Here is a 19184-nt window from a genome sequence, read left to right on the forward strand (position 1 = left end):
ACAATGCAAAAGAGACTACTCCCTTGTTTAAAAGACATTTGAACCACTACAAGGGAATCTTAAGAAAATCTCTCTATGGTAATATAATGATTCAGGCATGTTTATTATCCAATTTTATCCATGAAGATAGGGAGAATTCGTTGATTGCAGCGAAGGCTTGCACGACTCATGCGGGCGAATGCTGGGGGCCACAGGATGTTGGTCACGGAGTCGTTGCCACAGGACGTGGCGCACTACAACTCCGTTCCTTAATCGCTTGCGCTGCGGGTTCTCATCTATTCGCTTTTCCCGCGGGACATTGAATGGACTTCCTGAATCCACATCGCACGAAGGAAATGCGCAAGCCTAATAGAGGACTCAAGCAAGCCGCAGCGAAGATCTATATAAATGAAACGAAAAATACATGTTTTTTTAAGAATTATATCAAAAATATTTCCTAATTTCTGCCTAATCAACACGCGTGATAATGATTATCTTTATTAACTCCCCTTGATAACACTAAGTCTTGTAACTCAAATAAAAAAACGCTATTCGAAAAATCGATGAATAACGTTTTTTTTAAATTCATACAAAAGAGTTAACTTCATAATTCAGTTTTTCAAACAGCATAGGCTTGGTCCATTCACTTATGAGTAATTTCCGTTATCAAACCTAATGATTTTTGATTTGGTTGATGTGGATTGTTTTTATAAAAGATTGATATCGATAGATAAATAAGAATCGCACAAATAATCACAAAACCTATCACGAATATGGTTATCTTTTTACCTGACATCTGCTTCTTCCTTTCCAGATTCATGCTATTTATTCGATGGTTTAAAACCTTCAGCGAATAGATAATCTTCAGCATCCTTACGTGTGCCAAAGCTTTCTTCTAAGTTAAAACCATGATAAATATTCCAATAAGGTGCATCATTGACAAGAAGTAATTGATCATTCGTACGATTACGCCAGATTTGTTCAATCTTCACTTCTTCAACGGGTTCATCTACTTCTGATAAATACATAATAGAATCTTCAATGGCTTCCCGCAACTCTTGTTCTGAGAAATCGCGAATATTCACTAAACCTCTGTCATCCGCATTATATCGCAGTAAATCTCCAACATAAACAAAGCCATTGCCATTTGGATGTAGTTTTTCAACTACGATTTTTTTATCATATTGACTACCGTCAAAATGATAATTTAAACGATTCATTGAAATTTCTTTACGTATGAGTTCTGGAAAACTTTCAATAATTTGTTGTTTTTGTTCAAATGTTAACATAGTGTTCTCCTTTGTCCTTCATAATCGTTTTAAGTATAGCATCTTTCGTATTTTTAATCGTCCTAAAATGAAAAGAACGAAATAGGTTAATCATACTCAACCCATTTCGTTATAGAAACCTTTGTTTCAATAAATTCATAAATGTTGTCATATATGAATCGTCATACCGAACAAAATCACTCGGTTTTGCATCTAAAACAAGATTTTTCTTTTCTCCATTTGCAAGTATCTCAAACCCTATTAGATGGAGGAATGGTGTATCACCTGCAATAAAATCGAAAACATCTGTCAGTTTTGCACGTACAATACCGGCGACCTCCTCCACTTGTAAATGGAAATCAGTAAAGCCTCCCGACTGTACCGCAAGAAATACATAAGCAAATTCACAATCATGTATGGAAGATTTTTTCATCATTGTAGGGATGATCGCCAGTTTTTCTAGATCTTCTATCGTCAAATATAGTCCTAGCTCTTCATGTAATTCTCTTATACCATCATCAGGTGTTTCTGATGCCAGCAAATGCCCGGCTGCTGTCACATCAAAAAGGGAGGGATAATCTTTCTTATCAGCACTTCTTAACTGATAATACAAATAATAATCGCCAGCAATCTCACTGATCAACCAGCAATGGAAAGTTTCATGCCATAATCCCTTTGCATGTATCTCTGCTCTCGTAGCAACACCTAATGGTTTATGCTGTTCATCAAAAGTTTTTAAAATCTCCGTTTCCACTTCTATCACCTACACATTTTTAGTTGCAGTGGTACGAATCGCTTTCCAATGTTGATAAACATTCTTCACCACTACTTTCCCGACAGCATACAACGGTACACCTAGTAAAATCCCTACAAACCCTGCAATATTACCTGCTGCTAGAATAATCGTGATAACAGTCAATGGATGAATATCTAGTGTTTTCCCCATGACATTTGGTGTGATAAAGTTACTATCTATTTGTTGTGCAACAAGTGTCACGACACATACCCAGACGGCTTGCATTGGATCATGTACAAGGCCTACTATTATTGCTGGAACAAGTGCGATCCAAGGTCCAATAAACGGTACCATATTCATAAAGAAAGCAAACAGTGCCAGTAATAATGCATATTCTAACCCTATAATTTTATAGCCGATGAAAATAATAATCGCCAAGATAAAACTAATCAGTAGCTGCCCCTGAATATAATTGCGTAATACATCATCAATTTCAGATAATGTTTTCTTAATCCATGCACGTCTTGAACCTGTAAATAAATTATAAATCGTTGGAGCAAATTTTTCGTGATCCTTTAACATGTAGATAAAGAAAAATGGCACAAGTATTAACACAAATGCTCCTGAAACAATACTCGAAATGAATTGAACTAAAAATTTACTTGTAAATACTGCATAGTCTTGGATGGAATTCGTTACGCTATCGATCGCATCATTTAGTTGATCTGGGAAGTTTTCACGATTTTTTAGTACATAATCCACCATATCTGAAAGCTCATTTGCCAATGTTGGCGTTGCTTTCACTAAATTATTGATTTGCGTATTGATTGGTGGGACAACAATAGCTATAAAGCCATAGACTGCAACGCTGATTAATACAATAATAGAGAGTATGCTTGCCCAACGTGGGAATTTTTTCTTTTCTAAAAAACGTTGGATCGGTTCGGTTACATAGTATAAAATTCCCCCAGCTAACAATGGAATAAATATAGCGCTTAATATGACTACGATTGGATAGAAGAGGGATTTGATTTCGAGAAAATACTTCACGATTAATAATGCCAGAAGTATACCCACACCCGCTTGAAACCATAGTTTTTTCGTCAATTATTTCCACTCCATTCACAAAAATACCTAATTATTTTACTTATATTAAGTATACGCGATACTCTAGAAAACTGGAAATAACATTCTCTAAAAAAAGAAAGAGACTGAAGCATAACTAACTCTAAATAGAAAGAAAGGAGAATCTGAGCCAATTCAAATTCTCCCTTCTCCATTTCTTGTTATTAGTTCTTTTGCCATCTCGTCTTTTGACCGTGTATTTTCGTAAATCTACGGTCATTAATGCGATGCCCATTTCGTTTTCAACTTTCGATTTTTTTCATGCATGATAAAGTGAAGCTTCCATCCGTGGGGGGGTTCTTCATCCCCAAGGATAGTTAGCTGAACCAATCGGACTTTTACGGGCAGATGATCCCCCACCATCTCTCTCGCTTTTCTCTAAACCTTGAGTTACCCGTTAACGCAGGATAAACAGAATGGGCAACAGAAGACAACCTTATTTTATTTTAAAAATGACCAAAGCCTGTGAAATTTTACTCATCATCAAATTTCACAGGCTTTTTCATTTGGAGATAGATTTCGCCCCAGTCTCTTTTCACTTATTCTACATCGAAACTGATAATGTTTGTCCAAATTTTTGTTGTACCAACTTGGCTATATGCATAAACTTGGATACTATTTGTTACCAAGTTTTCTACAGGAACACGGTAATAACGCTTATAACCTGTCACGATATTATCAGATCCTACAATAGGGATACTTTTATAGTTCGTTGCATACGTTGTGATCATTGTTGAACCACTGTAGATATAATTATTAGAATAACCATCTGTAGTTACGCGGAAATAAACATAATCATGCATAACTGCATTTGCTTTATATAGTGGCTGCGCATTATAAGGGATGTTTTCCCAGTTTCCACCATCGTTTGATACTTGATCAATGACGGCGCTTTTTAATATAGGCGCTGGTACGGCTTTGGCTTCTGAATTTGAATTACCTAAAATGGCAACAAAAACGACAAAAGCAACTAATAATAAATTCCATGTTTTTTTCATGTGTATCACCTCCTCCTGTTAATTTATCGTCTATAATATTCCATATTTAACTGTTTCCTTACATAAAATAAAAAATCTTAAAAAAATAGAAAAACTGTCGATACAAAATATAAACAATAAAAGGTGGTTTTAAAAATGATAGGACAAGTTGGGCGAACGCAACTAAGTTTGTTGGGCAGTGTACAACCAAAAGGAAATCAACCCGTACAAACATTAGAAACTACGAACGAGACAGATGCGATAGATGTGGAGACAATTGATTCAGATTCAATAGTATACGATAAGTATGGTCATACAGAAGTATTTGGAATAAATGTAGGACATTCACTATTAGCAAATCAATTTTCTGAAGAAGATGTGAAGCGTTGGAAACAAATCAGTCAAGAACAAGGTCCATTAAGGATTATTTTCGACGAAATGGCAGGAGTGGAGGCTACCACAGGGTATTCAACTAAAGTATCGATGAATTTTTTTGATTTTTGCTATTTAGCAGAAAAGGGAAAGATGGTAAACCCGCAAAATGCATTAAGTTCAGATGAAGCACAACAACAAATTCAGTCGAAAAATTGGTTCACCTTTTTTAAAAATACAACGGTTAATGGGAAAGGTATCAATGTCCAAGACGCGATGCAGCATCTAGATATTTTACAACGGTGCTATGAAATTGGACTAATAAACAATCGTGGAGGATTAATGAGTGAAGATGAATTACGTGCAACTATTAACAAACAAAAATATGATGAGCAGCGTGCCTTTTTAGAAAAACAATATGCGAAGGACTTAGAAACCAAAGAGCTTGAAGTAAATAGTTTAGAAAAAGCAAAGCAGGCCTATAACGATTCGATTTAAGACCCATTTTCCTCAATTGACTTTGTTTATAACTTCTAAAAAAGGTGGTTTTAAAAATGATAGGACAAGTTGGGCGAACACAACTAAGTTTGTTGGGCAGTGTACAACCAAAAGGAAATCAACCCGTACAAACATTAGAAACTACGAACGAGACAGATGCGATAGATGTGGAGACAATTGATTCAGATTCAATAGTATACGATAAGTATGGGAACACAGAGGTATTTGGGATTAATGTAGGAAATTCACTATTAGCAAATCAATTTTCTGAAGAAGATGTGAAACGTTGGAACCAAATCAATCAAGAACAAGGACCGTTAAAGAATATTTGGGAAGAGATAGTTGGAACAGGAAATACAGGGTACTCAACTGGATATTCGATGAGCTTTTTTGATTTTTGCTATTTAGCAGAAAAAGGAAAGATGGTAAACCCTCAAAATGCATTAAGTTCCGATGAGGCACAACAACAAATTCAATCGAAAAATTGGTTCACCTTTTTTAAAAATACAACGGTTAATGGGAAAGGTATCGATGTCCAAGACGCGATGCAGCATTTAGATATTTTACAACGGTGCTATGAAATTGGACTAATAAACAATCATGGAGGATTAATGAGTTCAGATGAATTACTTGCAACCATTAACAAACAAAAATATGATGAGCAGCGTGCCTTTTTAGAAAAACAATATGCGAAGGACTTAGAAACCAAAGAGCTTGAAGTAAATAGTTTAGAAAAAGCAAAACAGGTCTATAACGATTCGATTTAAGACCCATTTTCCTCAATTGACTTTGTTTATAACTTCTAAACATAAGGAGATTTTTCTGTTTGGACTTTATGTAATAACTTAATTTCCACTTTAAAAAGAATCAAAGCCTGTGAATTTTACTCATCATCAAATTTCACAGGCTCTTTCATTTAGGGGAAATTTTACCCATCTTCTCCCTAAATAACGAGTTTAATGTATGCGTAAGCCCCAATTAGCAGGTTATATATATACGATTTTAGGAGCCTTACGAATAGAAACCTCCCAATTAGTCCCTGTCCCTACATGGTATGCATTTGCGAAAGATCCTTGGTTGATCGCAATACCTACATTATCTAATGAATTGATATAGAGGAGGGGTTCCCCTACCCGTAAGTCCGCAAAAGAACGACCATATGTCATAATGCTTTGATAGATTTTACGATTATCGGTGCTAAGCGTTACTTCGAATGCATCTCCATAATGTTTGGCCAATCGTTTGAATTGGCTACGACGGACATTAGTCCATAAATTTCCGAAGGGGTTATCCACTATATCAATAATTCCCGTAATAACGTCATCTTCAATAGTAGATTCTTTTAAATTCAATTCCACAATATCAGACACTTTAAGAGAAGGTCCTACTTCTTCAAATGTAATGATCCCTGAAGCTAATCGTGCGCCTGTATAGGCAAAAATATCACGTCCATGAAATGTATGTGATTCGCCTGAATTAGGTAGACGATTAATCGATTCATCAATTTCTCGAACTTCTGCAATACCATAATAACGTTTTATATGTGTCAATGTCCCATTATCAGGTGTTACAACATATTGATCATTCACTGTCTTCGCAACTACTGCTTTGCGATCTGAGCCAACACCTGGGTCCACAACTGAAATGAAAACTGTTCCGTCAGGCCAATATTGAGCTGTTTGCAGTAAGCGGTAACTTGCTTCCCATATATTAAATTGTGGAATTTGATGTGTAATATCGTAAATTTTAATTTCCGGATCTACAGAATGCGCTACTCCGTACATGGCACTCACCGCACCATCGCTTATGCCAAAATCTGATTGAAATACAAGTAGACCTTTTCCCATATAAAACATCTCCTTATTTGTATATATCTCATTAGAAGCAAAATTTAACTAGTTATGTGATGAATGCATTCCGTCATTCAATATCTAACTATTCAGTCTTTCTTTTCACCAATCATTGCGCTACCTATTCATGAACGCTTATAGAGTTTCCGTAACCAGTTTTAGATGGAGTGTCAGGACACACCCTCACTTTTCTATTGTTTTAGTTGGATCAACATACAAACAATTAGCATCTTGAAAGTTGTTATTTCAATATTCCAACATTTAGTATAGAGCCAAAAAAACTCGTCCCTACAATCATTTTGATTGTTAAGGACGAGTTGTATACTCGTGTTACCACCTTTATTTGCCTACTTACTCACATAAGTTGGCCTCCATCAGTACAGAAATTCGGAATGCTTTCTAGACTGTGATATAGGTAACGGGTATCAACTCCCGCCGCATCCTACTAATGCTTATGCACGTTCAAAACGGAGCTCAGAGGCCATTTTTCAAATGATCGATTTCTACTTCTTTTCAGCTACCGAAGCTCTCTTTTAAGAAATACGAACTCATTTTACTTTTTCTCGTCATTGCTTTTATTATTTACATGTTCTAATGTATAGCTAATCACTAAAGTTGTCAATGAATTGACTAAAAATTATTTATAATTTGTCATCCTGTACTGCATCCAAATATTCTCGAATAGCTTTCAATACAGACTCTAAACAACCTTCTTCAAATGGTGATACAAGATTTGCTTCAGCCACTAATTTTGTGAATGACATTTTGCCCCCCAGTTGACATAGATGTATATAATCCTTCCACGCTTCTTTATGATTTTCACGAGACTTTTTCCAAAATTGGAATGCACATACTTGCGCTAATGTATAGTCGATATAATAGAATGGGCTATTATAGATATGTGGCTGACGTTGCCAAAAACCACCTTGTTCTAGGTATTCGATGCCATCATAATCACGATGTGGCAAATAAGTTTGTTCAATTTTCTTCCAAGCCAATTTACGTTCTTTTGGTGTCATTTCAGGATTTTCATAAACAATATGCTGGAATTCATCTACCGCTACACCGTATGGTAAAAACAATAGAGCTTCACTCAAATGAGAGAATTTATATTTTTCCGTATCTTCTTTAAAGAATAATTCCATCCAAGGCCATGTAAAGAATTCCATGCTCATTGAATGGATTTCACATGATTCGTATGTTGGCCAAATATACTCTGGAATTCCTATGTTACGACTTGTATATACTTGAAATGCGTGCCCTGCTTCATGCGTCAATACATCGATATCACCAGAAGTCCCATTAAAGTTTGAGAAGATAAATGGTGACTGATAATCTTCGATAAATGTGCAGTAGCCCCCGCCTTCCTTTCCTTTTTTCGCCACAAGATCCATAAGCTCTCTGTCAATCATAAAATGAAAGAATTCTGCTGTTTCAGGAGATAGTTCTTCATACATTTTTTGACCATTTTGAACAATCCATTCGGCTGTACCTTTTGGTGTTGCATTACCACTCAAGAACTTTAGTCCTTCATCATAGTATTTTAATTTGTCTACACCGATACGTTTAGCTTGTCGTTGGCGTAATTCTGTTGCATATGGGACGATGACATCACGGATTTGATCACGATAACTTTTAACCATTTCCGCATTATAATCGATTCGATTCATCAATACATACCCAAGCTCCACATAATTTTTATAACCGAGTGTAACCGCCATTTGATGACGTACTTTTACCAGCTCATCATAAATACGATCAAAATCTTCAGTATGCTCTTTAAAGAATCCAAAATGAGCTTCTATGGCTGCTTTTCGAACGCTACGATCTGTAGACTCTATGTAAGGACCTAATTGCGCCAGTGTCAATTCTTTGCCATCAAAGGAGATTTGGGCTGAAGCTACTAGCTTAGAATATTCAGAGCTCAACTTATTTTCTTTTTGCATGAACTCCATGATTTCGGGTGCAAAACCTTTAATTTGATTTTCTGCTAAATCAAATAATTGTGAACCCCATTTTTCTTCTAAAGCATTACGGAATGGAGATGCTAAAAGAGCCTTATAATATTCGGTCGTCAGCTCTTCCATCTCAGGTGTTTTTTCATCTAAATAATCTCGTTCCTGTTGATAAAATTCATCATTTGTATCAATAGAGGCACGAATATACACTAAGTTATATTGAGTTGAAAAATTATTACGGAAAGCATTGATTTTCTCAATCACTTCACTTTGTTCATCCACGGATTTTGCGTTTTTAAACGCTGTTAGCAGTTGATGAAAATACGTTTTCCCTGCGGATAGATCTGGTCGTTTGTATTCATAATCTTTAAAAGTAACCAATTTCATTCCTCTTTTCCTATGGATTTTTCGAAATCCGAAGTATTCTCTTCATTATTTATTATATTCTGAAATATTGCAACTAATGTGTCAAATACACTCTAAATTTTGGTAATAAGTTCCTCATTTCAAAATAGAATCACTAAAACACTTATTTTTTTCCTCAAATTGTGCTACCCTAATTTCATGCCCAATTTTTAAAGAGAGGTGCTTTACATTGGTAGGTCGTAATGATCCTTGTCCATGTGGCAGTGGCAAAAAATATAAAAAGTGTCATGGTAAAAATACGCTAAACGATATGACTACACTTGTAAGTGAAGAAATCGATCGCATTGTAGAAGGATTTGTAAAGGAATCCGTTCATTCTGCGAATTATCATGAACTAGAAAAAAGAAGTCAACTATGGCGAGACTCTTTGCATCATGTATTTTCAGACAAATTACTCGATACAATCGCCATGGAAACGTATATTTATATTGATCACCCTGAATTTTGGAAAAGTTATATAAATAAGCAATTGACTAAACAACATAGACAACAAGTAAAAGATATTCTTCAATCATGGTTACAACCAGTCTTCTTGCTTGCAAAAGTCGATTCTCAAAGTCCCGAAATCATAGCGATCACAGATCTTGTAACAAACAAAAGCTATGTAATGAATGGTACACCTGTAAAAACGTTTTCTGGTAATTGGCTATTTGGTATTTTTATGCCAGATGCTCGTAAGGGAGAAAATGGACTAACTGCAACAAGCAGTGTCGTTTTTATTCCAGATGAAAAAGAAGATATTGTGGAAGCTTTGCGCTTAAAACTTCAAAATGGTTATAGAGACTCATTAAACTTGTATCATACATTTGTTACATATAAAAAAAATGCTAGTACAAGTACCAAAGAAGATCATGATGAAGTCGCTGTATCAGTTGAGGCTGAAGCCAATTTAACTCCATTTACAATAGAGGTACTTGATGTTGTTCAAAAATATGTAGATGAATACACTTTAGATGCAAGTGAATTCTTAGAGTTGTTAACTGACTTTCTAACTGAGGAAGCTGTTACAGCGAAAAAAGCTGAAACAGTTGCTGCTGGCACTATTTTAGTTGGTCAAGCAATTGGTTTAATCTCTGATGGTGGATTGGCAAAGGTTAAAGAGATTGCTGGTTATTTCGGAGTATCTCCATCCTCTATCTCAAGATATCGACATCAATTTAATGATTTTATCATTCAATCTCGCTAACTATTTTATAAAAAATGAACCTAGAGTGGTAGGAGGCAATTACTAGTCTCCGATCCCTCACGCCACCGTACTATTCTAGTGTATAGGCGGTTCAATTAGCATATTGTCGCACATGATAAACAAGCGAATTGGCAGTAGACTTGTTAGTGAATAACAAGTCTACTCTTAGAGATGCGATCTGAAAACAGCCAGGTACAAAACATCTCTCAGTCATCTCCCTATTGAGATGCTTTTTTTATTCCTTGAATAACACAATATTGCCTTTATTTACACATTATCACTCTTCTATCAAAATGATTTAAATGTATAATGGAAAGGGAAGGAGGAATTAGCTTGGAAAATGTTTCAATATGGCTTGCTTTTGCAGGTGGGTTATTAGCGTTTTTTTCCCCTTGTTGTTTACCATTATATCCATCATTTATATCTTATATTTCAGGTGTTACAGTTGGGGAATTAAAAAATCAACGAAATTCTATAGATATTCGCAAAATTGTTCTTTTGCATTCAGTCTATTTTTCAATTGGATTTACAATAATATATTTTGCAATGGGATTTTCTGCAAGCTTTATCGGAAAGATATTTATCGAATATCACGATTTAATAAAAATGCTTGGTGGGATTTTCTTGGTAACAATGGGATTGTTTTTATTAGAAATTTTTCAGCCGACCTTTTTAATGAAAGAGCATCGTTTCAATCTTGGAAAAAGAAAAATAGGATTTATTAATTCTGTAATTGTAGGAATGGTCTTTGGTGCTGGCTGGACCCCTTGTGTAGGGCCAATTTTTGGGGCAATTATTTATACAAATATAATGTACCCTACACAAACTTTATTTAACATAACAGCATATTCATTAGGATTCTGTATTCCCTTTATAATAATGGCATTTTTCATTAGTAAAACCAAAATAATATTAAAATATTCTTCATTATTTATGAAAATTGGTGGAGTTTTAATGATTATGATTGGTATAATGGTTTTTTTTGATAAAATGATATACATTAATATTTGGGCTTCCGAGATGCAAAATTTTTTTAAAAACTTATTTATCCTGAATTATTCACAGCCACACAATAAGTTGTGGAATTAGTAAGAAAATTAGTTATTTTCCCCGTCTTAAGTTTATTAAGTACTTATTTGCTTTCCAAAGATACGATTTTCCAATTTTTGCGTAAAAAAGTGCTGTTTTTGGGCGGACTACTCCCTTGAATTAGCCTACGTTTTTTAATTTTCTTGGTTGATCCCATGATTTTGCTTGATAAATGGTTTCTTCATAATAGACTTCTGTTTCAGTAATATCTGAAGTCGAAAGTATTCTTCCGCAAGTTGTTGGAGAATCGCGTTTGATTTTAAGCGGATAATATAATAAACCGATTCTTTTTCACATAATTCATATAAACTAGGGACGTAATTTTTGTTTTTTTACAAACATCAAAACTCTGCAGGTTTTTGTATTTTTAAAAAGAGCAATTATAAAATCAATTTAATTATCTTAATATTTTGAAAATTAACCAATAAAACTGTAGACAAGGTTCAATATAAGCCCTTATCTACAAAATAAAAAAGTATTCAATTATTATTTAGTACTTATAGCAGTACTTGGAACATAACAACCTGTTATTTTCCTGTAATAGCTGATTTCAAAAGGGCAAAGCGCTCTCGAAATCTAACTTTTCTTTCTATACTTTTGGGAGTTTTAGCTGGAACGACATCACATTTTATATGAAGTCCTTCTGCAAGCATTTTAGCACGTGCCAGATGATAATCGCTTGATACAATGGTTAATCCTTCTAAATCGTTTCCAACTATTCTTTTAGCGTTTAATAGATTTTCGTAAGTAGACGTTGACTGATCCTCAATGACGATTTTCGATTCTGGAAAGCCTCGATCTATCAAATACTTTTTCATAACGGAAGCTTCTGTTGCATCTTCATCAGCGCCTTGACCGCCTGAAACAATAAGATTCACATTTGGGTACTGCCTAGCATAAGTTAAGGCCGCGTCTAAACGAAAGGCCAATGCCTTTGATGGTATTGCCCCTCTTTTTACTTTTGCACCTAGTACTATAACATATTTATATTTTCCATTTGCTCTGGGTTGTTCACCATCTTTTAACCATTTGCTCGTCATGCCCCAAAAGAATATCACTGGTATGCTAATAATTAGTAAGATGAACATTGTCTTTTTTCTCACCTCAGTATCACCTACTTACAGACTATTATTTATGTTACTTCAATAATAACAAAATCTACACCTTTTAAATAGAAGCATATTTTTCTGTCACCTTATAAGATAGTGAAACTCCATCAGTGGGGGTCTTGCTACCCGTTAAAGCGGGATAAATTGTATAACCCAGCTAATCCCCTATTATTTCTAAAGTTTTGATGCATAGGTCTTCTAATGCAGAATTAAAAATATTATGTATTGAAAAGACCGCTGAAGCAAGGCTATTGCTCAGCGGTCTTTTCGTTACTTAGTCACTTCAATTGGTAGCTATTTACAATTTCCATAAGATCTTCTGCCGTTTGCGCAAGTTCATCTGCGCTCTTCGATACTTCATGCATTGAATTATTTGATTGATCAACAGATGCTGATATTTCTTGAATACCTGCCGCTGATTCTTCTGATAATGCAGCTGATTCTTCAATCAACTTCGTCATTTGCTCGCTATCAACTAAAACTCTATTAAGACTACTAGAAATATTTTCGATATTCGCATTTACTTGGGCGAAAGAGTCATTAATGACTTTAAATGTTTCACCCGTTTTTTGAATCTTAACAGTACCTTTTTCTACTTCTTCATAACCCTTTACCAATGATTCTACGACAGATCCCGTTTCTTGTTGAATACTACTTACAATGCCTGTAATATCTGAAACAGAATTGGACACCTGTTCTGCTAATTTACGTACTTCATCTGCAACAACCGCAAAACCTTTACCATGTTCACCTGCACGTGCTGCCTCGATAGCCGCATTTAATGCTAATAGATTCGTTTGATCTGAGATTTCTTTAATAACCAAAACAAGATTAGAAATTTCTTTTGATTGATCATATAAATGGTGGACATTATCTACAGAACTTTTTACGATTGTATCAATAGTTGTCATCTGACCAATAGAGGAATCCATAAGTTCACGTCCCCTTTGGGTTACTACTAATGCTTTCATGGAATTCTCTTTTATTTCCTGCCCACTATGGTTGACTTCTTCAATTTGGCTAGTAAATTGTTCCATCTGATTGGATATCGTCACAGAATTACTTGCTTGTGACTCAGCGCTTTTTGCTAATTCAATCATGGTCGTTGCAATTTGGTCAGAACCCTCCGTTACTTCATTGGCAGATTGATCCAATTCCTCACTATGTGCGCTTAGTGTCTCTGCATTGGAATGAACTTTTTTCATTAGAAAACTTAACTTATCTAGTACATCATTTGATGATTTCATTAATCTTGATGTTTCATCTTTTAATTTCGTCGTTAGAGGTTCCACTGTTAAATTACCATTAGCAATTTCAGCTAATTGTTTCATCACTCGGTTAATCGGTTTAATAATCGTATTGGCCGTAAACAATGCGATAAAAGCACAAACAGCCAACACAATTAAGGAAACTACTAGTATTACATGTAATAATTTTTTACCTGTTTCCATAACAACTGTACTATTATCTAATGCTTGTGTTTCACGTTGATTTGCGATTTTTTCATATTCTTTCATCAAATCACGAGCAAGGGTTTGAGCTTCACCATTTAATAATGTTGTAGCTTTTTCGTACTCCCCTACATCATAAGCAGGAAAGACATCATTAACAATAATATCCTCCCATTGTTTACTTTTTTCTACTAATTCTTTTGCTTTTTCAGAATCCGTTTTTGTTAATAGGTCATCTGCAATAACTTGACTTTCTTTTGCATAATCCGTGAAGTCATCTTTATAACTTTGTTCTCCCGTTAAAAGATAGCCTCGCGCTAATGCAATGCGTTCAGCAATATTAAATGACATTTTTTCATCGCCCACTAATAGTGGCATATCTTTTTTCGCCAATTTGTTTATGCTCGAATTTACACTGTTCATAGCAAAAATATTATAAAGTGCTAGACAAATGTTTAATAGGAGTACTACAGCAAATCCAAATAATATCTTTGTTTTTAAAGATTTAAAATTAAAAAATATTTTCACTCAAAATCTCCCCCAGCTTATGTAAATAGTCACTATCAAAAATAATATTAGTTCTTTTTTATCATTCATATATAGTATTATGTTACTATATAGAATATCTTTGCACAACAAAAATCACATAAATAGTGTCCAACACTTTACAATTTCGTGAAAAATCAATAATACAGTGAAGCTTCCATCAGTGTGGGTTTCTTGATTCCCACTGAACTAGAGGAACGGAAGTGAAAAGCGCCACGCCACGTCCTGCGACAACACCTGAGTGACTAACATTCTGCCCGAACCAATCGGGTTTTTACGAGCAGTAAGACCCCCACCTATTTTCTCTAAGCATTGCGATGGATGTCTTACTGCTCGTTGACGCGGGATAAAATAGCTATTCAAAAAAAGTCCAGTGGCCTCTATACCACTGGACTTTTCATCATTTTATCAGCGTGTTGGTTATCTACTTTTACCCCGCTATTCGCTATTTTCATGGGTTTATTTGCTTTCTCCGAGGATTTATTCGCTCTCTCTAAAGGTTTATTCGCTTTCTCCAAGGATTTATTCGCTCTCTCCAAGACTTTTTAGAATTGCTTCGAACTTACCACCTATTTTTTCTAATCAATACGCTTGTTATTTTATATTATTTTAAGATTTTCTTAGGTAGATCATTTTCTTTACATTTCTACATTGTGATATACTTGTTGAACATCTTCCAAGTCTTCTAGAAGGTCGATTAAGCGTTCGAATTTTTCGAGGTCTTCACCTTCAAGTTGTACTTCTGTTTGTGGAAGCATTGTCAATTCTGCAACATTAAATTCTGTAATCCCCTGTTCTTTCAATGCTTCTTGTACAGCATTGAATTGAGCTGGTTCAGCATAAATAATCGTTGAGTCGCCTTCTTCGAAAACATCACGAACATCGACATCCGCTTCGATCAACGTTTCTAAAATTTCTTCCGCAGATTTACCTTCTAAAGCAAAGACAGCAGTTGCATCGAACATATAGGCAACCGAACCACTGACACCCATGTTACCGCCATTTTTACCAAATGTCGCACGTACATCTGCTGCTGTACGGTTTACGTTATTGGTTAAAGCATCGACAATAATCATAGAGCCATTAGGTCCAAAGCCTTCATAACGTAATTCATCATAATTTTCTTCACCGCCGCCTTTTGCTTTTTCGATTGCACGGTCAATAATATGTTTTGGTACACTATATGTTTTTGCACGTTCTAAAACAACTTTTAATGTGCCATTAGATTCTGGATCTGGTTCACCTTGTTTAGCAGCTACATAAATTTCACGGCCAAATTTGGCATAAATACGTGCTGTACCTTGGTCTTTTGCAGCCTTTTTCTCTTTAATATTATTCCATTTACGCCCCATTGGATTCACTCTCTTTCAAAATAATATATATAATTTACGAGTGGGTAGCCCCCACATAGTATAGGACATTAATTCACTGTTGTATTATACACTATAATCCTCATAATTTGTATATTTGGATAAAGTGAAACTTCACCCAGTGGAGGTTTTCTTGATCCCCACTGAACTAGAGAACGGAAGTGAAAAGCGCCTGTGACAACACCTGAGTGACCAACATCTTGCTCTCCCGAACCAATCGGGTTTTTACAGGCAATTGTTCCTCCATTAATCCTCTTGTTTATTACTCAAATCTTGAGATGAGGGTCTCACTGCCCGTTAAAGCCGAATAAAAAAAGAAGCCCCCTTATGAGTGACTTCCTCCATCTTCTCTAATTTTTTGCAACAAGGCTTTACAACCTTCTACACATAGCTGATATGTTTCTTCAAAATCACCTGTAAAATAGGGATCTGGTACATCTTTAGGATCTTTCAGTAGATCAAGTAATCGAAATACCTTTGAACTCTCAGGCTGTCCTAACATTGGCAATGCATTTTCTATGTTGCTATTATCCATACATACAATATAGTCAAAGCGATCATAGTCTTCTAGTCTCAGCTGTCGGCTATACATTCCTTCAGTAGAGATATTATGCTCAGCAAGCTTTTGAACGGTTCCTTGGTGCGGCCCATCTCCTATATGCCAGTCACCCGTACCCGCCGAATCGATATCAAATTGATCTTCTATTTCCAGTTCCTGTACAAGGCTTCGGAATATAGCCTCAGCCATTGGGGAGCGACAAATATTTCCTAAGCAAACAAATAATATACCTATCTTCATAATAAAGCTCCTCTAAAATCTACTAATATTAAAATTGAATTGGATAAAATTGAAATTTCACTTCTCCTGTAATCGCTGTTTTTTTGATAAAACCGTATTCGCGGCTATCACTACTATTTTGACGATTGTCGCCTAATACAAAATAAGAATCTTTCGGAACCTTGGATTCACCAGTTACTTCTTTCAGTGTGAAATCTTCCGTGAAATGATCGCCCATCTCTTGGTACTCTCGAATCCCTTTTTTTAAGTAAGATTCTTTATATTCTTTACCATTAATATAGAGCTTGTCATTTTTCACTTTAACAGTATCTCCTGGTAAACCAATAACACGTTTTATATAATGATCGTCTTCTACAGGAGATTGAAAAACGATTATATCAAAACGATCAATGTGGCTTGTCTTACTAATAATAATCTTATTATTGTTTTCGTATGTTGGCTCCATTGATTCACCTTTTACTGTTACTGGTGAAAACAGGAACTGTCTACATAAAACTGCAATAACTACTGCAATTAAAATAGGCCATACCCATGATAAAATTTCCTTGCTTAGATTTCTTTTTTCCATTTTATATCACCCTCTAATTTGTGGCTTTACTTTCATAGCTATTCAATATTATGCCACCCTTAGATAAATTCTGTCATTGAATAATAATCAAAAATATAAAAAACTGTACTACCACTTTCTAATTTTAACATAGGGCAAAGTAAAACTTCCATTTATGTGAATATTTCCTCATCTATTTCAAAGTGAGTGACTTGTTGATAGTTGTGCGAGGTCAAGTGAAACTTCATTTATTGGGATCTTCTTTTCTTCATCTACATTGTTCATTCGTTAAGCCACTCGTATTTTTATGATCCGTTTCACCACACTCTTCCTCTGCTTTTTACTTGAATCTTGAGGTGAAGAATATACTGTCTGGCAAAAAAGAAACCGTCTATTAGGTCAAATATGACTTAATAGACAGTTTCTTCGGAATTTTTTACAGCTGCGTATCCTGCTGTTCTTTCAGAGTTTCTAAATGCTTTTCTGTGATACCTAAAACTTCATACACCTTTTGTAGAGTAGTTTCTCTGACTTTACTGTCACCACGTTCAATGCGGCTGATCGTTTTTTGCGTGACATTCGCTCGCTCTGCTAATTCTGATTGTGTTAGTCCTACCGACATACGTTGTTTAAAAATGATTTGACTTCGCTTTTCTGCCATCACTTCTAAAGGAGTTTTCTCCCGCTCAACATTATTATCTTCCTGTTCAAATAAACCTACAGAAACCATCTAACCACTCCTTAAAAGAAATTGTGTTCTACAGTATTCTTTGATTGCGTTACTTTTCAAGATTGCCGAACTTAGAAGAAATAATATTGACATAAGATACACCATCTAGTTCTCAAGATCGAAATGCTCTTTTCGCAAAATCTTTTCTTCTAGTTTCTCTTTTAAAGTAACTAACTGCTCTTCCAAGTAATGTGTAAATTTCTCTCTGCCTCTTCCTCTTGCTGTAACATAGAAAGATTTTCCATACAACCCTTTTTACAAGTGAGACCTCTTTTGGGCTATTGGCATCTATTAAACAACTGGGATCTCATAGGTGCTTTTAAAAGCTGAGTGATTGAATAGCACCTTGTTTTAAAGACGTACCTTCTATATTCCTTGTACCACTTGGAAAATCCCTATAACTTTTCCTTCTTGAATCCAATTCATAGGTACTTTCACAACGCTAGGATATGGATTTTCACGATCTACTGGGAAAGCTTTCATCTTTGTTATAAACCGACCTAGTAGTTTATAATCAAAGAGTTGTTTCTTCGTCATGAATTGAATTGGGTTCGGGCAAATAGAAACACCAAGATTCAAAATATTAATCCATCCAGTGTGTGTACAAGCAATTATATAACCACCCTCTGCTGGCATATTTTGCTTATTATCAATCTTTATCTTATTAAACAAGCCTAAGAATCTAGTAACAAACCGCCTTACAAATCTATAAAAAATTTTACTCTTATTTTTTAAGAAACATAGCAAACCCTACCTGTCCGCTATATTTCTTCCACACCTTTACATCCTACACGCGCCATACTAAATTAATAACCCATTAAATTAGTTGACTTCCATGAATCCATCTCTATTTCCCTTACTTTATATTGTAGTCTAAATTTTCAAAATGTGTACCCAATGCGCAAAATTCATTGAAAATAGTTTGTTTTTTCAAAAATTTTAGGTTAAATAAGTAAAAACGATATAGCATCCAGCAACAAATATTGTTTATGTGAATCAATTTCATAATGCAAAATTTAGATAAAAAATACGCACAAATGTTTTCTATCAATTCGTATCTTTGTGTGTTCCGCTACAGACGGCGCTTTCCACGGGCTTGGCTTCAATCTCCTCGTCACTACGTTCCTGCGGGGCTTTCAGCTCAAGCTTTTCCCGTAGGAGTCGCCGT

At 35.1% G+C, this 19184-nt stretch carries 18 protein-coding genes, 1 pseudogene and 1 other annotated feature; of the genes and pseudogenes, 5 read left to right on the forward strand and 14 right to left on the reverse strand.

The window, feature by feature from the left end:
* The first annotated feature begins 140 nt into the window (after nt 1–140).
* Nucleotides 141–302, forward strand: coding sequence for a hypothetical protein (locus FEZ13_RS19680; RefSeq protein ID WP_186725946.1), 162 nt, complete (start codon nt 141–143; stop codon nt 300–302).
* A 498-nt stretch (nt 303–800) separates the two neighbouring features.
* On the opposite strand, the gene FEZ13_RS15200 is transcribed toward FEZ13_RS19680, so the two are convergent.
* The 4 genes from FEZ13_RS15200 to FEZ13_RS15215 all read right to left on the reverse strand — a co-directional run bounded on the left by FEZ13_RS15200 (nt 801) and on the right by FEZ13_RS15215 (nt 4106).
* A complete protein-coding gene (locus FEZ13_RS15200; protein WP_146553375.1) occupies nt 801–1268 on the reverse strand; it encodes a hypothetical protein in 468 nt (155 codons plus the stop codon).
* A gap of 109 nt (nt 1269–1377) precedes the next feature.
* Nucleotides 1378–2001, reverse strand: coding sequence for an NUDIX hydrolase (locus FEZ13_RS15205; protein ID WP_146553376.1), 624 nt, complete (start codon nt 1999–2001; stop codon nt 1378–1380).
* A gap of 9 nt (nt 2002–2010) precedes the next feature.
* Complete coding sequence (locus FEZ13_RS15210; protein WP_146553377.1) at nt 2011–3090, reverse strand: AI-2E family transporter; 1080 nt, start codon at nt 3088–3090, stop codon at nt 2011–2013.
* A 557-nt stretch (nt 3091–3647) separates the two neighbouring features.
* The gene (locus tag FEZ13_RS15215; protein WP_146553378.1) at nt 3648–4106 is read right to left on the reverse strand and encodes a DUF4879 domain-containing protein; all 459 of its coding nucleotides are present in this window, start codon (nt 4104–4106) and stop codon (nt 3648–3650) included.
* Between the two features lie 135 nt (nt 4107–4241).
* Between FEZ13_RS15215 and FEZ13_RS15220 the strand changes: the two genes are divergently transcribed.
* Nucleotides 4242–4955 (forward strand): hypothetical protein, encoded by a 714-nt coding sequence (locus tag FEZ13_RS15220; protein WP_146553379.1) that lies wholly within the window; start codon nt 4242–4244, stop codon nt 4953–4955.
* A 56-nt stretch (nt 4956–5011) separates the two neighbouring features.
* Nucleotides 5012–5722, forward strand: a complete 711-nt coding sequence (locus FEZ13_RS15225; protein ID WP_146553380.1) for a hypothetical protein — start codon at nt 5012–5014, stop codon at nt 5720–5722.
* Between the two features lie 219 nt (nt 5723–5941).
* Here the strand turns inward: FEZ13_RS15225 and FEZ13_RS15230 are convergent, their stop codons facing one another.
* Both FEZ13_RS15230 and FEZ13_RS15235 read right to left on the reverse strand, forming a co-directional pair.
* Nucleotides 5942–6802 (reverse strand): SAM hydrolase/SAM-dependent halogenase family protein, encoded by an 861-nt coding sequence (locus FEZ13_RS15230; RefSeq protein WP_146547824.1) that lies wholly within the window; start codon nt 6800–6802, stop codon nt 5942–5944.
* Between the two features lie 308 nt (nt 6803–7110).
* Nucleotides 7111–7384, reverse strand: a binding site (T-box leader).
* A gap of 62 nt (nt 7385–7446) precedes the next feature.
* Nucleotides 7447–9144 (reverse strand): M3 family oligoendopeptidase, encoded by a 1698-nt coding sequence (locus FEZ13_RS15235; protein ID WP_146553402.1) that lies wholly within the window; start codon nt 9142–9144, stop codon nt 7447–7449.
* A 214-nt stretch (nt 9145–9358) separates the two neighbouring features.
* On the opposite strand from FEZ13_RS15235, the gene FEZ13_RS20205 reads away from it, so the two are divergent.
* A complete protein-coding gene (locus tag FEZ13_RS20205) occupies nt 9359–10375 on the forward strand; it encodes an SEC-C metal-binding domain-containing protein (protein ID WP_255473201.1) in 1017 nt (338 codons plus the stop codon).
* 333 nt (nt 10376–10708) lie between these two features.
* On the forward strand, nt 10709–11464 hold the full coding sequence (locus tag FEZ13_RS15245) for a cytochrome c biogenesis CcdA family protein (RefSeq protein ID WP_244950958.1): 756 nt from the start codon (nt 10709–10711) through the stop codon (nt 11462–11464).
* Between the two features lie 135 nt (nt 11465–11599).
* Here FEZ13_RS15245 and FEZ13_RS20210 read toward each other — a convergent pair.
* From FEZ13_RS20210 to FEZ13_RS20215, 8 genes and pseudogenes are all read right to left on the reverse strand, one after another.
* A pseudogene (locus tag FEZ13_RS20210) lies at nt 11600–11781 on the reverse strand (transposase); the annotation flags it as partial.
* Nucleotides 11782–11991: 210 nt separating this feature from the next.
* Nucleotides 11992–12567 carry a YdcF family protein gene (locus FEZ13_RS15250; protein ID WP_244950957.1) on the reverse strand — a complete coding sequence of 192 codons (576 nt, stop codon included), beginning with the start codon at nt 12565–12567 and terminating at the stop codon, nt 11992–11994.
* A 284-nt stretch (nt 12568–12851) separates the two neighbouring features.
* Nucleotides 12852–14552, reverse strand: coding sequence for a methyl-accepting chemotaxis protein (locus FEZ13_RS15255; protein ID WP_146553381.1), 1701 nt, complete (start codon nt 14550–14552; stop codon nt 12852–12854).
* Between the two features lie 656 nt (nt 14553–15208).
* Entirely contained in the window at nt 15209–15922 is a 714-nt protein-coding gene (locus tag FEZ13_RS15260; protein ID WP_146547817.1) for a YebC/PmpR family DNA-binding transcriptional regulator, read from the reverse strand.
* Between the two features lie 343 nt (nt 15923–16265).
* Nucleotides 16266–16739 (reverse strand): low molecular weight protein-tyrosine-phosphatase, encoded by a 474-nt coding sequence (locus FEZ13_RS15265; RefSeq protein WP_146553382.1) that lies wholly within the window; start codon nt 16737–16739, stop codon nt 16266–16268.
* 28 nt (nt 16740–16767) lie between these two features.
* Nucleotides 16768–17307 (reverse strand): signal peptidase I, encoded by a 540-nt coding sequence (gene lepB / locus FEZ13_RS15270; RefSeq protein ID WP_146547815.1) that lies wholly within the window; start codon nt 17305–17307, stop codon nt 16768–16770.
* Between the two features lie 415 nt (nt 17308–17722).
* The gene (locus tag FEZ13_RS15275; protein ID WP_146553383.1) at nt 17723–18016 is read right to left on the reverse strand and encodes a helix-turn-helix domain-containing protein; all 294 of its coding nucleotides are present in this window, start codon (nt 18014–18016) and stop codon (nt 17723–17725) included.
* 366 nt (nt 18017–18382) lie between these two features.
* Entirely contained in the window at nt 18383–18688 is a 306-nt protein-coding gene (locus FEZ13_RS20215) for a lysophospholipid acyltransferase family protein (protein ID WP_243881324.1), read from the reverse strand.
* Between the last annotated feature and the right edge of the window lie 496 nt (nt 18689–19184).

It is taken from the genome of Rummeliibacillus sp. SL167 (assembly GCF_007896505.1).
Lineage (GTDB): Bacteria > Bacillota > Bacilli > Bacillales_A > Planococcaceae > Rummeliibacillus > Rummeliibacillus suwonensis.

Bases quoted from the DNA above. Each gene is read 5' to 3' on its own strand.
- FEZ13_RS15200 (WP_146553375.1), bottom strand. From the start codon at position 1,268: ATGTTAACATTTGAACAAAAACAACAAATTATTGAAAGTTTTCCAGAA.
- FEZ13_RS15215 (WP_146553378.1), bottom strand. From the start codon at position 4,106: ATGAAAAAAACATGGAATTTATTATTAGTTGCTTTTGTCGTTTTTGTT.
- FEZ13_RS15220 (WP_146553379.1), top strand. From the start codon at position 4,242: ATGATAGGACAAGTTGGGCGAACGCAACTAAGTTTGTTGGGCAGTGTA.
- FEZ13_RS15225 (WP_146553380.1), top strand. From the start codon at position 5,012: ATGATAGGACAAGTTGGGCGAACACAACTAAGTTTGTTGGGCAGTGTA.
- FEZ13_RS15230 (WP_146547824.1), bottom strand. From the start codon at position 6,802: ATGGGAAAAGGTCTACTTGTATTTCAATCAGATTTTGGCATAAGCGAT.
- FEZ13_RS15260 (WP_146547817.1), bottom strand. From the start codon at position 15,922: ATGGGGCGTAAATGGAATAATATTAAAGAGAAAAAGGCTGCAAAAGAC.
- FEZ13_RS15265 (WP_146553382.1), bottom strand. From the start codon at position 16,739: ATGAAGATAGGTATATTATTTGTTTGCTTAGGAAATATTTGTCGCTCC.
- lepB (WP_146547815.1), bottom strand. From the start codon at position 17,307: ATGGAAAAAAGAAATCTAAGCAAGGAAATTTTATCATGGGTATGGCCT.
- FEZ13_RS15275 (WP_146553383.1), bottom strand. From the start codon at position 18,016: ATGGTTTCTGTAGGTTTATTTGAACAGGAAGATAATAATGTTGAGCGG.